The 12,765-nt window shown below is 65.8% G+C and carries 13 protein-coding genes; 6 read left to right on the top strand and 7 right to left on the bottom strand.

Annotated elements, in window-relative coordinates:
• The first annotated feature begins 23 nt into the window (after window positions 1-23).
• The 3 genes from H0P51_RS21395 to H0P51_RS21385 all read left to right on the top strand — a co-directional run bounded on the left by H0P51_RS21395 (window position 24) and on the right by H0P51_RS21385 (window position 1,312).
• A complete protein-coding gene (locus H0P51_RS21395) occupies window positions 24-389 on the top strand; it encodes a DivIVA domain-containing protein (RefSeq protein ID WP_180914869.1) in 366 nt (121 codons plus the stop codon).
• A complete protein-coding gene (locus H0P51_RS21390) occupies window positions 386-967 on the top strand; it encodes a DNA-3-methyladenine glycosylase I (RefSeq protein WP_180914868.1) in 582 nt (193 codons plus the stop codon). Before H0P51_RS21395 ends, H0P51_RS21390 begins: the two co-directional genes overlap by 4 nt.
• A 177-nt stretch (window positions 968-1,144) precedes the next feature.
• Window positions 1,145-1,312: a DUF3117 domain-containing protein gene (locus H0P51_RS21385; RefSeq protein WP_003406247.1), complete on the top strand. Its 168-nt coding sequence runs from the start codon at window positions 1,145-1,147 to the stop codon at window positions 1,310-1,312.
• Window positions 1,313-1,336: 24 nt separating this feature from the next.
• Here the strand turns inward: H0P51_RS21385 and glgA are convergent, their stop codons facing one another.
• The gene (gene glgA / locus H0P51_RS21380) at window positions 1,337-2,500 is read right to left on the bottom strand and encodes a glycogen synthase (protein WP_180914867.1); all 1,164 of its coding nucleotides are present in this window, start codon (window positions 2,498-2,500) and stop codon (window positions 1,337-1,339) included.
• Between the two features lie 157 nt (window positions 2,501-2,657).
• On the opposite strand from glgA, the gene glgC reads away from it, so the two are divergent.
• The gene (gene glgC, locus H0P51_RS21375; RefSeq protein WP_180914866.1) at window positions 2,658-3,872 is read left to right on the top strand and encodes a glucose-1-phosphate adenylyltransferase; all 1,215 of its coding nucleotides are present in this window, start codon (window positions 2,658-2,660) and stop codon (window positions 3,870-3,872) included.
• Window positions 3,873-3,885: 13 nt separating this feature from the next.
• Here the strand turns inward: glgC and H0P51_RS21370 are convergent, their stop codons facing one another.
• The 6 genes from H0P51_RS21370 to H0P51_RS21345 are packed head-to-tail and all read right to left on the bottom strand — an operon-like array spanning window position 3,886 to window position 10,265.
• Window positions 3,886-5,568 carry a CocE/NonD family hydrolase gene (locus tag H0P51_RS21370; RefSeq protein WP_180914865.1) on the bottom strand — a complete coding sequence of 561 codons (1,683 nt, stop codon included), beginning with the start codon at window positions 5,566-5,568 and terminating at the stop codon, window positions 3,886-3,888.
• A gap of 22 nt (window positions 5,569-5,590) precedes the next feature.
• Complete coding sequence (locus H0P51_RS21365) at window positions 5,591-6,265, bottom strand: methyltransferase family protein (protein ID WP_180914864.1); 675 nt, start codon at window positions 6,263-6,265, stop codon at window positions 5,591-5,593.
• Complete coding sequence (locus tag H0P51_RS21360) at window positions 6,262-7,896, bottom strand: ABC transporter permease (protein WP_180914863.1); 1,635 nt, start codon at window positions 7,894-7,896, stop codon at window positions 6,262-6,264. The genes H0P51_RS21365 and H0P51_RS21360 overlap by 4 nt, the downstream gene beginning before the upstream one ends.
• Window positions 7,893-8,828 (bottom strand): ABC transporter ATP-binding protein, encoded by a 936-nt coding sequence (locus H0P51_RS21355; RefSeq protein ID WP_180914862.1) that lies wholly within the window; start codon window positions 8,826-8,828, stop codon window positions 7,893-7,895. Before H0P51_RS21355 ends, H0P51_RS21360 begins: the two co-directional genes overlap by 4 nt.
• Window positions 8,818-9,456, bottom strand: a complete 639-nt coding sequence (locus H0P51_RS21350) for a TetR/AcrR family transcriptional regulator (protein ID WP_180914861.1) — start codon at window positions 9,454-9,456, stop codon at window positions 8,818-8,820. The genes H0P51_RS21355 and H0P51_RS21350 overlap by 11 nt, the downstream gene beginning before the upstream one ends.
• Window positions 9,457-9,500: 44 nt before the next feature.
• Complete coding sequence (locus H0P51_RS21345) at window positions 9,501-10,265, bottom strand: SDR family NAD(P)-dependent oxidoreductase (RefSeq protein ID WP_180914860.1); 765 nt, start codon at window positions 10,263-10,265, stop codon at window positions 9,501-9,503.
• Window positions 10,266-10,290: 25 nt separating this feature from the next.
• Between H0P51_RS21345 and H0P51_RS21340 the strand changes: the two genes are divergently transcribed.
• On the top strand, window positions 10,291-10,893 hold the full coding sequence (locus H0P51_RS21340) for a TetR/AcrR family transcriptional regulator (protein ID WP_180914859.1): 603 nt from the start codon (window positions 10,291-10,293) through the stop codon (window positions 10,891-10,893).
• Window positions 10,894-10,996: 103 nt separating this feature from the next.
• Window positions 10,997-12,757, top strand: coding sequence for a PE domain-containing protein (locus tag H0P51_RS21335; RefSeq protein ID WP_180914858.1), 1,761 nt, complete (start codon window positions 10,997-10,999; stop codon window positions 12,755-12,757).
• Window positions 12,758-12,765 lie beyond the last annotated feature (8 nt).

The raw sequence follows: 12,765 nt of genomic DNA, 5'->3' as shown, positions 1-12,765 counted from the left end.
TGCGGTAGGGCAAGATCGCTCTCGTGGCGTTGGTGTTGCTATACCTGGTGGTGCTGGTCCTGGTGGCGATCGTGTTGTTCGGCGCGGCGAGCCTGCTGTTCGGGCGTGGTGAACCATTGCCGCCGCTGCCGCGCGCGACGACGGCGACCGTGCTGCCGGCGTTCGGTGTCACCGGCGCCGACATCGACGCCGTCAAGTTCACCCAGGTCATGCGTGGTTATAAGACCAGCGAGGTGGACTGGGTGCTGGACCGGCTGGCACGCGAAGTCGAGATACTGCGCGGGCAGATCGCCGCTCTGCAAGCATCCGGAAGCGAGACGCCGGCCGAAGTGCCGGTGGCCGAACCTGGGGTCGATCCCGTTGACGCCGAGCGCGCGGGCCCGACGTGACCGAGAACGGACGAGTTCGCTGCGGCTGGGCCGAAGTGCGGCCCGGGCCCGATGCCGAGCTCTACCGCGACTATCACGATTACGAGTGGGGCCGCCCGGTAACCGACGGGGTGGCGCTGTTCGAACGGATGAGCCTGGAAGCATTTCAGAGCGGTCTGTCCTGGCTGATTATCCTGCGCAAACGGCCTGACTTCCGGCGCGCCTTCAACGGGTTCGACGTCGAGCGGCTCGCCCGATTCACAGATGTCGATGTGCAGCGCCTCATGGCCGATGCGTCGATCGTGCGCAACCGGGCCAAGATCGAGGCCACGATTGCCAATGCGCGTGCCGCCGTCGAACTGGGGTCGCCGCACGACCTGTCCGACTTGCTGTGGTCGTTCGCGCCGGAGCCGCGGCCCCGGTTCGTCGACCTGACCGAAATCCCCTCGGCGAGCGCGGAATCAAAGGCGATGGCGCGTGAGCTCAAACGCCGCGGGTTCCGCTTCGTCGGACCCACCACGGCGTACGCGCTGATGCAGGCGACGGGCATGGTCGACGACCACATCCGCGCCTGTTGGGTGCGACCTACCGAGAATTGACAACCTCAGTTGGCACTAGATGCGGGTCTTTGTGCACCTAGTGCCTGGGATAGGGAACAATGGGGGGGTGATTTGGCAGTTCAAAGTCGGGTATGGCTGGAAATTCACTGGCGGGGCATGCTCGGCGCCGACCAGGTCCGCGGACGCGGGCCAGATCGAATCTGGAGGGAGCACTCGATGGCGGCGATGAAGCCCCGGACCGGCGACGGTCCACTCGAAGCAACTAAGGAGGGGCGCGGCATCGTGATGCGAGTACCACTCGAAGGTGGTGGTCGTCTGGTGGTCGAGTTGACTCCTGACGAAGCCGCCGCGCTGGGCGACGAGCTCAAAGGCGTAACCAGCTAAACCGGACCCTGGGTCACGGAGCTGCTATTCACACACTTTCCGGTAGATGTCCAGCGTCTGCTCGGCGATGTGTGCCCAAGAAAATTCATCGATACAGCGTTGACGTCCTGCGCGGCCGTACTGGTGCGCTTTAACGGGGTCGGCGACGAGCGCATTGACCGCCTCGGCCAGTCTCGCCTCGAACGCGTCCGGGAACTCGGCGTCGTAGTGCACCAGCGAGCCGGTGACCCCGTCGACGACCACTTCGGGGATGCCGCCGACATCGGAGGCCACAACGGCGGTACTGCAGGCCATCGCCTCGAGGTTGACGATGCCCAACGGCTCGTAAATCGATGGGCAGATGAACACCGTTGCTGCGGAGAGTATTTCGCGTAGTTGTGTCTTGTGGAGCATGTCGCGGACCCAGAACACCCCGGTGCGGGCGCGTTCGAGCTTGGCCACCGCGGAGCGCACTTCCTCGGCGATCTCCAGGGTGTCGGGCGCGCCGGCGCACAACACCAGCTGAATGTCCGGGTTGAACTGGTGTGCGGCCGCGACCAGGTGAGAGACGCCCTTTTGCCGGGTGATGCGCCCGACGAATGCGACGATGGGCCGGGTGGGGTCAACGCCAAGCGCTTGCAGTACGGACCCGGTGCGCACGGCGCCAGCGGGGTGCCAGGTGTTGGTGTCGATGCCGTTGCGGATCACATGAACCAGATTGGGGTCCAGGGTGGGGTATACCCGCAGGATGTCGTCGCGCATGCCGGAGCTGACCGCGATCACCGCGTCGGCGGCGAGTACCGCGGTGTGCTCGACCCACGAGGACACCTGGTAGCCGCCGCCGAGCTGCTCTGCCTTCCACGGCCGCATCGGCTCGAGCGAATGCGCGGTCAGCACGTGCGGGACACCGTAGAGCAGCTTGGCCAGATGCCCGGCCATGCCGGTGTACCAGGTGTGTGAGTGCACGACGGTGGCCGCGCTGGCGGCGTCGGCCATCACCAGGTCCGTGGACAGTGTCGAGAGCGCCGTGTTGGCGCTGCGCAGCCGTGGGTCGGGCTGATGGGTGATTGCACCGGGACGGGGTACGCCCATGCAGTGGACGTCGACCGCGCACAGCTTGCGCAGCTGGGATACCAGTTCGGTGACGTGGACACCGGCTCCGCCGTAAACCTCGGGAGGGTATTCCCGAGTCATCATCGCCACCCGCATACCCGCACCGTAGTTCGGCGACGAGGCAGCCCGCATGTCGGGCTGGTGAGGAGCCGGACCGTTGGGCCAAATACCTTGACCGACAGCCCGTCCGCGTTACCGCCAATCAGAGGCCTAGCGGTGGCAACCGCGTGCGGCTGCCGATAGGTTTGAGCACATGAGGGACGCGCACCACGTGCTGGGCATCGTGCTGGCCGGCGGTGAGGGCAAACGGCTGTATCCCTTGACCGCCGACCGTGCCAAGCCCGCGGTTCCCTTCGGCGGCGGATATCGGCTGATCGACTTTGTGCTCTCAAACCTCGTCAATGCCCGCTACCTGAGGATTTGCGTTCTCACCCAGTACAAGTCGCACTCACTGGACCGGCATATCTCGCAGAACTGGCGGTTGTCCGGCTTGGCCGGCGAGTACATCACTCCCGTCCCGGCCCAGCAGCGCCTCGGCCCGCGCTGGTATACGGGCTCAGCGGACGCGATCTACCAGTCGCTTAACCTCATCTACGACGAAGATCCGGACTACATCGTTGTTTTCGGCGCCGACCACGTCTATCGGATGGACCCCGAGCAGATGGTGCGCTTTCACATTGACAGCGGCGCCGGCGCGACAGTGGCCGGCATCCGGGTACCCCGCAGCGAAGCGAGCGCGTTCGGCTGCATCGACGCCGACGAGTCGGGGCGGATCCGCAACTTCGTCGAAAAGCCGATGAACCCGCCCGGCACCCCCGACGACCCCGACACCACCTTCGTGTCAATGGGCAACTACATCTTCACCACCAAGGTGCTGATCGACGCCATCCGCGCCGACGCCGACAACGATCACTCCGACCACGACATGGGCGGCGACATCATCCCGCAGCTGGTGGAGGATGGCAGAGCCGCGGTGTACGACTTCGGCGACAATGAGGTACCGGGCGCCACCGAGCGGGACCGCGCGTATTGGCGTGACGTCGGGACGCTCGACGCGTTCTACGACGCCCATATGGACCTGGTCTCGGTACACCCAGTGTTCAACTTGTACAACCGGCGCTGGCCGATCCTGGGCGCCACCGAAAACCTGGCGCCAGCCAAGTTCGTCAACGGCGGCTCGGCCCAGGAATCGGTCGTCGGTGCCGGCAGCATCATCTCGGCGGCATCGGTGCGTAATTCGGTGCTGTCGTCCAACGTCGTGGTGGACGACGGTGCGATCGTGGAAGGCAGTGTGGTCATGCCGGGCGCACGGGTGGGCCGCGGCGCGGTGGTGCGGCACGCGATTCTGGACAAGAACGTCGTCGTCGGCCCGGGGGAGATGGTCGGCGTGGATTTGGAAAAGGACCGGGAACGCTTCGCGATCAGCGCCGGCGGGGTGGTCGCGGTGGGTAAGGGCGTCTGGGTCTGAGGCTGCCCGCCGCCTAGGGGATCACCGGGATCAGTAGGTGCGCGTTGTAGCGCGGGCCCCAGCGCAGCGTCACTAAACCGCGCGGCGGATCGGCGTAGGACGCCGGGAATTGACCGGTCAGCGGGTTGCGCGGGGATAGCCAGCGCCCGGCAACCACGAGGCGCAATTGCTCGCCGGCCCGGAACAGCGTTGCCGACGGACCCAGCGCCACTTCCACTTCCGTCACCTCGCCAGGTGGCACCGGTGCCGGCCGGTCGCAGGCCGGGACTGGTTCCCACGGCTGGGACAGCTTGGGATCCAGGGTGCGCAGCGAGACCCGCTGCCATCCAGCGGTCACCCGGTCGCGGCCGTAGCCGTAGGACCCTTCGAAATCGACGTGGCGTCCGTCGCTCCACTTCTCTACGCCGACAAAGAGATTGGCGTCGTCACAGCCGTCCAGCTGGACCCACAACTTCGCCGCCATGGGGCCGCTGAGCTCGACATCCTCCGGTACGGTCCAACTGAATACCGCGGCGCGGGAATGTGTTTCGAACGTGATGCTACCCGCGTGTTGGGGCGGCTCGGCGGCCAGCACTCCGGCTCCGGCGAGGTACATCGGGCGCCACAGTGTGCGCGCTAACGGCCATTCCCGCTCCTCCCGCACGCTGACGATGGTGTCGCGGTCCTCGCGCACTTCCAAGCGGACGCTGCGGGACACCGGTGCGCCGTCGAGCACGTCGCGGAAGAACTTCAGCTGTTCGGCTCGCGCTTCGGCGGAGTAGAACACCGCCCACTTGCCGCCGCGGTGTGTGTAGAGGCGGGCATGGGTAGAGCCGGTGTGGGTGAATGCTCGGACAGATCCGCGACTGTGCAGGTTGTTGTCCGAGAAGCTGCCGCAGACCAGCATCGGGACCTCGATCGCGGAAAGGTCGGGCGTCAGCGCACGCCAGAAGTCGTCGCGCAGTGGGTGTTTGGCCTGTACCTCGGTCAGGACGTAGCTCTGTCGGGTGCTGCGGGCTAAGTTGCGGGACCATAGCGTGGTAAAGCCGGTCTCCCGAATTCCGCCTGGAAAGGTGAGGTCGCGGTAGGCATCGGTGAAGCCTTCCCACGGACAGATGGCCCGCAGCGCTGGCGGCCGCAACGCGGCGACAGCGAACTGGGAGATGGCCAGGTAAGACACCCCCAGCATGACGACGTTGCCATCACTCCAGGGCTGATCGGCCAGCCATTGCACCAGGTCGTAGGTGTCCTCGGCTTCCTGGTGGGACAGCAGATTGCCGGTGCCGTCGGACCGGCCGCAACCGCGGGCGTCGGCGTTGACCACCACGAAGCCCTGCGCCGTCCAGTACGCCGGGTCCGGGGCTTCCCATCCGGTCAACGCCGAGAATTGCACTTGGCGGGGCTGGCGGATCATGCGGTACTGCCGGGAGAAGGTCCACCGCTTGCGTTTGCGACGCGGAAGCTCGTCCTTGCCGTAGGGGTGGATGCAAAGGACCACTGGCCGGGCGATATCGCCGGACATCCGAAAAGCGTTGATGCGCAGTAGAGTTCCATCGCGAGTAGGAACTTCGACGTCGCGCTCGACGACGATACTCGCGGGGGCTTCGGTGATTGAGATGCGAGGCCGGACGACGCCGCTGATCCGGTCGCGCGCGTAGCGCAGGGCGCCGGGACGGATCCAGGGCCGGTCTAGGGCAGGTGCCAGATTGCGCGCCACGCCAGATACCTTAAGCGCGTCGCTACCAGATGTGCGGCACCAAGCGGTATGGCACCTGCTGCGTGTAGTCGCGGTATCCGCGCAGTTCCTGGTTGAGCAGGTTCTCCTCGTCGCGAATGCGCAACACGAACACCAGGACGCCGAAGGCGACGATCAGCAGCCCCCAATAGGAGCCGAGCGCTAACGCTGTGCCGAGCATCATCACGATCGCTCCGGCGTACATCGGGTGCCGGACCACCTTGTAGACGCCGTCGGTCGCCAAAGTTTGCCCTTCCTCTACGGTGATTGTGGCTGCGGCATAAGCGTTCTGGATGACCACCAGTGAGGCGAAACCCAGTCCGAGCGCCACCAGCACATCGCCGATCACGCAGACCCATGCGGGCACCGTCGACCAGCGCATCCGGTGGTCGAAGGCGCTGAACGCCATCACCGCGATGGCGGACAGGAACACGCCCGTGACGAGGATTTTCTGCACGGCCCGCTTTTCGGCACGCGGGCCGCCCCGCATACGCCGCTGCAGTGCCGCCGGATTGGCCACGGCCAGTAACACAGTGGATGCAATGGTCATGCCCATCGCGATGGCGACAAATACCCAGCCTTGCCAGTAGTGCAGCGTGCCGGCGGGGATGAACACCAGCGCGCCGTACAGCGCTAGCCCGTACAACATCGAGGCGCTCACCCGCAGAGCCGTTTTCATGACCGCAGGTCCCTGCGACGGAAAGCCAAGGCGCCCAGCGTGATCAGCACCGTGTCGATGGCCAGCAGCCACAGTAGCGGTACGGCGGTGAAGTCGCCGGTGCCCACCCGCGGCGTATGCGCGAAGGGTTCCAGGTCGAGTAGCCACTGCGGGAATCGCGACAGCGAACCCAGCAGGTACAGGGCGACGAACGCCACCAACACTCCCCAGGCCGCGGGGGTGAATCGAGGTGCGACAGCGAACAATCCGACAGCGACCGCCGACAGCAGCCAGACCGCGGGCACCTGAACTGCCGCGGTTCCCAGGACGGTGGGCAGCTGGCCGGCAACATCCCCGGCCGCCGCACCGTAGGCCAGTCCGGCGGTCAGGCCAGCGAGCAGTATGGCCGATGCCGACCCGGCCAGTGCCATCACCAGATGACTGGTGAACAAGCGGGTACGCGAGACGGAGCCGGCCAATAACGTCTCGGCGCGCTCGCTGGCTTCTTCCTGGTGCAGCCGCAGTGACAGTGAGATGGCGAACGCCGCCGCGACCATGCCCAGCATCACGAATCCGACTGTGATGAATCCTTGCTCGAGAGCGGCAGTGCCGCCGAGTCGCGCGACGATGTCGCGCGCCGACCCACTGCCCAGTTCGTCCCCGATGCCATGGGTGACGCTGCCGATCAGCAAGCCATACAGGCTCAGACCGATGGTCCACACCAGCACAGTCCCCCGATCAAGGCGCCACGCCAGGCCCAGGGTGCCACTCAGTGAGGCGGCCGCGATGCTGCGACCGGGGCGTTCGGCGATCAGTCCGGCGCCGACGTCGCGGCCGGCTAGCAGCCAGTAGGCGACGGCGGTCAGTATCACCGTGGTAGCCAGGTGCAGCAGCAGAACCCACCAGCGCTCGCCCGCGTAGGGCCGCACCTGCAGCGACCATCCCAGCGGCGAAAGCCAGGACAGCGCACCAGATCCCGCGTCGCCGACCGCGCGCAGGGTGAACGCAGTGCCCAACGCGGCGAACGCGTAGCCGCGGCACACCCGCGCGCTCGGTGACAGCTGGGCCGCCACCGCTGCCAGTGCCGTGAACACTAATCCGGAGCCCGCCAGGGCAGCTCCAAATGCAAGTGATCCACTCGGTGCGACGTCGGTGGTGAGCAGTCCGGCCGCACCGACTACGCCGGTGGCCAATGATGCGCCAAAGGACAGCATCAGTGCGGCGGTCAAACCGGCGTAGCGGCCGACCGCGGTCGAGTCGATCAACTCGGCCCGGCCGGTCTCCTCGTCGGCGCGGGTGTGCCGGATCACGGTGAGGATGACGGCGACCGCGATCAGCACGTGGAACATCCCGGCCTTCCAGATGCCTACCGCGCCGAGGCCGTCGTTGTAAATCGGGCCGTAGAGTGCCCGCTGGGCGGGGCTGGCCACGATGGATGCCGCGAAAGCGGCCCGATCGGCCGCGGTGGGGTAGACCTTGTCGATGCTGCCGATGTAGACGTTGGCCAACGGCACCGACAGCAGCAGCACCCAGAGCGGCAGCACTACCCGGTCTCGGCGCAGGTAAAGCCGCAGCAGCCCGAAAGTGCCGGTAAACTTCGAACGTACTTGCCGCGCAGTTGTTTTCGGACGATCTAGAACAGTGGTGGTCATCGCGACGGCACCTCCGCGCGTTCGTGCTTGCCGGCACCGTTGACGCTGTAGTGCCGCAGGAACAGGTCCTCCAACGATGGCGGCTGGCTGACCAGGCTACGGACCCCAGCGGCGCCGAGCACCCGGATCAATTCACCGAGGCTTTCGCCATCGACCTGCGCGCGCACCGTGTTGCCTTCGACGCTGACATCCTCGACCCCCTTGATGCGGGCCAGATCACCTGGATCACCGATCACTTCGGCCTTGATCGAGGTACGGCTGAGGTGCCGCATGGATTGCAGTGATCCGCTTTCCACGGTCCTACCGGCCTGGATGATGGTCACTCGCTCGCACAGCGCCTCCGTCTCGGCCAGGATGTGGCTGGACAGCAACACCGTCACGCCCCGGTTTTTGGCTTCGGTGACACATTGCTGGAACACGTTCTCCATCAACGGATCCAATCCGCTGGTGGGTTCGTCGAGCAGCAACAGGCGGGCACGGGAGGAGAACGCTGAGATCAGTGACACCTTCTGCCGATTACCCTTGGAGTAGGCCCGCACCTTCTTGCTCGGGTCGAACTCGAAACGCTCGATCAACTCCGCGCGCAGGGCCGGGTCGATGCCGCCGCGCATCCGCGCCAGCAGATCGATGGTCTCGCCGCCGGTCAATGTTGGCCATAGAGTGACATCGCCTGGTACATAGGCAATTTGACGATGCAGTGGCACGGCATCGGTCCACGGGTCGCCGCCCAGTAACCGAACGGTGCCGCCGTCGGCTTTGACCAGGCCCAGCAGAATGCGGATGGTTGTCGACTTGCCGGCGCCGTTGGGGCCCAGAAAGCCGTGCACTTCGCCCTGGCGTACCTGCAGGTCGAGGCCGTCGAGTGCTTGGGTGGCGCCAAAGCTCTTGATGAGGCCACGAACTTCGATGGGTGTCTGGCTGTCAACTGGCATGGGTATCTCCTCGGTTGTGTTCGGCCAGAAATGCCTCGTACATGGTGTGGTCGGTCATCAGGCCATCGGAATAAAGCTCGAGGGCGGGCAACACCATGTCACGGGCATAGTCACGCAGTACTGTGCGCAGATCGGTTGGCGTATCGTGCATTTGCAGATAAAGCAGGAATCCGCCGCCGCCGGTGATGGCCAGATACTTGGCCCGGGCATGTGGATCGCGACTTGGCTTTAGGGTGCCAGCCTGCACACCTTCGGCGAGGTACTTCTCTACGTTGTCGGCCATGTTTTGCCACAGCATCTTTGCCAGTTCGCCACCGGATTGCATGGTGCGTACCAGGTAGGCCATCAACGGTGCGTAGGACTCGATCTCGGCCATCTGTCCCAGCCACGTGGCGGGGTCGTTGGACCTCATCGCCTCGGACTTGCTGCTGCGGATCTCTTCAGCGACAAATTCGTCGCAGGCCTTACGCAGGCCTTCTTTGGAGCCGAAGTGATGGATGACCAGGCCCGCGCTCACTCCGGCTGCCTCGGCGATGGTGCGCAACCCGACGCCGAATCCGTGCTCGCCGAACTGCGCAATGGCTGCGTCACGTATTCGGGCGGTCGCGGTCAAGTCGGCTGAACGCATGTTTAAGACACTAAACATGTGTTCAGCGCAGTGTCAAGTATCGATCAGACCGCCGCCCAGCCGCCGTCGACGCCCAGTACTGCGCCGTGGATATTGGCGGCCTCGTCGCTGGCCAGGAATGCCACCGCTGCGGCGACCTCCTCGGGGGTGCTCATCCGCCGGGAGGGGATGCGGGCCAGCATCGGACCGACGTGATCGGCGAATTCTTGCTGCCGTTCGGTGGCGATGGGCCCGGGCGCCACGGCGTTTACCCGGACGCCGAACGGCCCGTATTCGTCGGCCCACGACTTGGTGAAGGAATGAATGACGGCCTTGGTGCTTGAGTAGATGGCCGAGCCGGCGGACCCGCGCAGGCCGGTGATCGATCCGACGTTGACGATCGAGCCTTTGCCGGCCGCGACCATCCGAGGAGCGATCACGCCGGTGAGCAGAAGCGGCGCAAAGACGTTGACCGCGAAGGATTCTCGGAGTTCGGCTTCAGTGATATCCGCGGTGGGGGTGGGCATCGCTATGGTGGCGGCATTGTTGACCAGGATGTCGATATGGCCGCCGGCAGCGGTGCGGGCGCGTTCGGCCAGCCGACGGATTCCGTCGGCGCCGGATCCCAGGTCACTGTCGACGAAGGTTGCCCGGCCGCCCGTCGACAGGACCTGGTCGACCACCGCCGCACCACGAGCAGCGTTGCGCCCGTTGACGACCACCAACGCACCCCGCGCGGCCAGTGTCCTGGCGATTGCCGCGCCGAGGCCTGCGGTGGAGCCGGTGATCAATGCTGTGTGTTTCGAGAGCTGGGTACTATTTGGACTCATGGGTCCAAAGGCTTCACCATTAAAAATGGACTCGCAAGTCCAAAAACTAACCGCCAAGGGAAGGGCTACTCGGCAACGCATCATCGAGGGCGCGGCCGCTGAGATCCGCTCTCGCGGCGTCGCCCTGACCACGCTCGAGGACGTGATGGCTCGTACCCGTACCTCGAAAAGCCAACTTTTCCACTACTTTCCCGACGGCAAAGATCAATTGCTGCTTGCAGTGGCCGCCTTCGAATCGCAGATGGTGATCGCCGACCAGCAGCCGCATCTAAGTGCCCTCACGTCGTGGGCGGCCTGGCAGCGCTGGCGTGACGTGGTGGTCGACCGCTATCGGCGGCAGGGTCAGAACTGTCCGATTGCCGTGCTCATGTCGGAGATCGGTCGTGTCACCCCGGGCGCTCAGGCAGTGACGGCCGAGCTCATCTCGAAGTGGCACTGTGCGATCGCCGCCGGAGTCCGCGCCATGCAGGAGAGCGGCAAAGTCCCGCCGGGTGTGGACGCGGACAGAGCCGCCGCGGCGCTACTGGCCGGCATACAGGGCGGGGTGGGCATCATGCTGGCCACCGGCGATCTGTCCTACCTCGAGACGGCGTTGGACGTCGGTATCGCCGCGTTGCGGGGGACCTGACAACCCTGGAAACTCGCTGCGCATTTTTCCGATTTCCGCAACTTTTCGGATTCCGGGTGCCAAGATGGCCGTCGAGCCAAATTACGCATCGAGGAGTAGCGAAATGTCATATGTGGTGGCAGCACTGGACGGATTCGAAACGGCGACCGCGAACGCGGCCCAGATCGGTTCGGCAATCAGCACCGGCAACCTAAGCGCGCTGCTCCCGACATCCCAGATAGCCGCCGCGGCCGCCGACGAAATATCGGTCGCTCTCGCGACGCTGTTCGGCACACATGCGAACGAATACCAGGCGGCGGCAGCGCAGGCGGCTGCCTACCACCAAGAGTTTGTGCGCAACCTGGGCGCCTCGGCCGCGTCGTACGGAGGAGCCGAGGCCGCCATCCTGCAGCAGCTGGAGGCCACCCTTTTGGGCGGCGGCATCGCCGCGGCTCCGCTGGAAGGACTGAGTGCATTCACCTCCGGTGCCTTCCAGACACTGGTCTACGGCCCGGCACACACCATCGGCCAGACGTGGATCTCCAGCGAGCTCGGCCAGGTTGTCGACCCGATCATCAACGCACCCACCCACCTGCTGTTAGGGCGGGATCTGATTGGCAACGGCGCGGCCGGGACGTTGGCCTCCCCGACCGGGGGCGCGGGCGGCATCCTGTTCGGCGACGGCGGCGCCGGCTACAGCCCAACCGGCGGCGCACTGGCTTCCGGCGGCCCCGGCGGTAATGCCGGATTGATCGGCACCGGCGGCATCGGCGGTGCCGGATACGACGGTGGAACGGGCGGCACCGGCGGCGTCGGCGGCTGGTTGATGGGCAACGGCGGCCACGGCGGGCTGGGCGGCGCTGCGGTGACTGTGCTGGCTGGTGGAGCCGGCGGTGCCGGCGGCCAGGCCCTGTTGTTCGGCGACGGCGGGTACGGCGGAATCGGCGGGACCGGGACGACCATCGGGACAGTCGGGGCGCGCGGCTACCCCGGCCTGTTCATCGGCCAGGGCGGCCCCACGTACATCCCGCCGAGCACCGAAACCGTCACCATCGAGTTCATCCGGCATGGGCAGACGGCCAGCAACATCTCCAACCTCCTCGATACGGCGATCCCCGGACCTCCACTCACCGCGCTGGGCCAGCAGCAGGCGGCCGACGTCGCCGCCATTCTCAACGGCCAGGGCCATTTCGCCGGAATATTCGACTCGCAAATGCTGCGGACGCAGCAGACCGCTGCGGCGCTGGCGTCCTATGCCGGCCAGCCGACGCCCGTCGTCCTGCCTGGCCTCAACGAGATCAACGCCGGGCTCCTGGAAGGTATGCAGCAGATCCCGGCCGGGCTCATTTACCTAGCCGGACCCGTGATGTGGACGCTGGGCCTGCCTGCCTTCCCGATGCTGGGCATCTCCGCCGTCAACCCCACCGGCCTGACCTTCGGTAGCGGCTTCAACGCCGCGGTGCAGACCATGTACAACACCGCCTTGACGAGCCCGAGTCACACGGTCGCAGCCTATTCCAGCGCCCTTGCCATCGAGACCGGCACCATGATGATGGTCGACAACCCCAACCCGCTGCTGCTGGTCACTGGCGCGCTGCCGAACACCGGCGTCGTGGTGGTCCAGGGCAGTCCCGGAACCGGCTGGACGATGGTGAGCTTCAACGGCGCGCCGGTCGCGCCGGCGAACCTGCCGACTCAGCTGTTCGTCGACGTGCGCAACTTCATCACCGCACCGCAGTTTGCGGGCTACGACGTCGCGACTGCGTTGTTCAGTGGCGATCCCGCGACGATCGTCAACGCGGTTCGTGACGGAGCGCGCGAAGTAACCACCGCTACCGTGCACTTCCCGTTCGCGATCGCGGAGACCTTGCTGGGCGCGCTTTAGCCCGCGCG

Origin of the sequence: Mycobacterium vicinigordonae (assembly GCF_013466425.1) — a bacterium.
GTDB classification, from domain to species: domain Bacteria; phylum Actinomycetota; class Actinomycetes; order Mycobacteriales; family Mycobacteriaceae; genus Mycobacterium; species Mycobacterium vicinigordonae.
The sequence above is the reverse complement of the archived record's forward strand: the minus strand, read 5'-3'. Positions and strand labels throughout refer to the sequence as shown.

Excerpts from the sequence above, each read along its gene's own strand:
- H0P51_RS21385 (WP_003406247.1), top strand. The coding sequence starts at position 1,145 with ATGGCGGCGATGAAGCCCCGGACCGGCGACGGTCCACTCGAAGCAACT.
- glgA (WP_180914867.1), bottom strand. The coding sequence starts at position 2,500 with ATGCGGGTGGCGATGATGACTCGGGAATACCCTCCCGAGGTTTACGGC.
- glgC (WP_180914866.1), top strand. The coding sequence starts at position 2,658 with ATGAGGGACGCGCACCACGTGCTGGGCATCGTGCTGGCCGGCGGTGAG.
- H0P51_RS21365 (WP_180914864.1), bottom strand. The coding sequence starts at position 6,265 with ATGAAAACGGCTCTGCGGGTGAGCGCCTCGATGTTGTACGGGCTAGCG.
- H0P51_RS21360 (WP_180914863.1), bottom strand. The coding sequence starts at position 7,896 with ATGACCACCACTGTTCTAGATCGTCCGAAAACAACTGCGCGGCAAGTA.
- H0P51_RS21355 (WP_180914862.1), bottom strand. The coding sequence starts at position 8,828 with ATGCCAGTTGACAGCCAGACACCCATCGAAGTTCGTGGCCTCATCAAG.
- H0P51_RS21350 (WP_180914861.1), bottom strand. The coding sequence starts at position 9,456 with ATGCGTTCAGCCGACTTGACCGCGACCGCCCGAATACGTGACGCAGCC.
- H0P51_RS21345 (WP_180914860.1), bottom strand. The coding sequence starts at position 10,265 with ATGAGTCCAAATAGTACCCAGCTCTCGAAACACACAGCATTGATCACC.
- H0P51_RS21340 (WP_180914859.1), top strand. The coding sequence starts at position 10,291 with ATGGACTCGCAAGTCCAAAAACTAACCGCCAAGGGAAGGGCTACTCGG.
- H0P51_RS21335 (WP_180914858.1), top strand. The coding sequence starts at position 10,997 with ATGTCATATGTGGTGGCAGCACTGGACGGATTCGAAACGGCGACCGCG.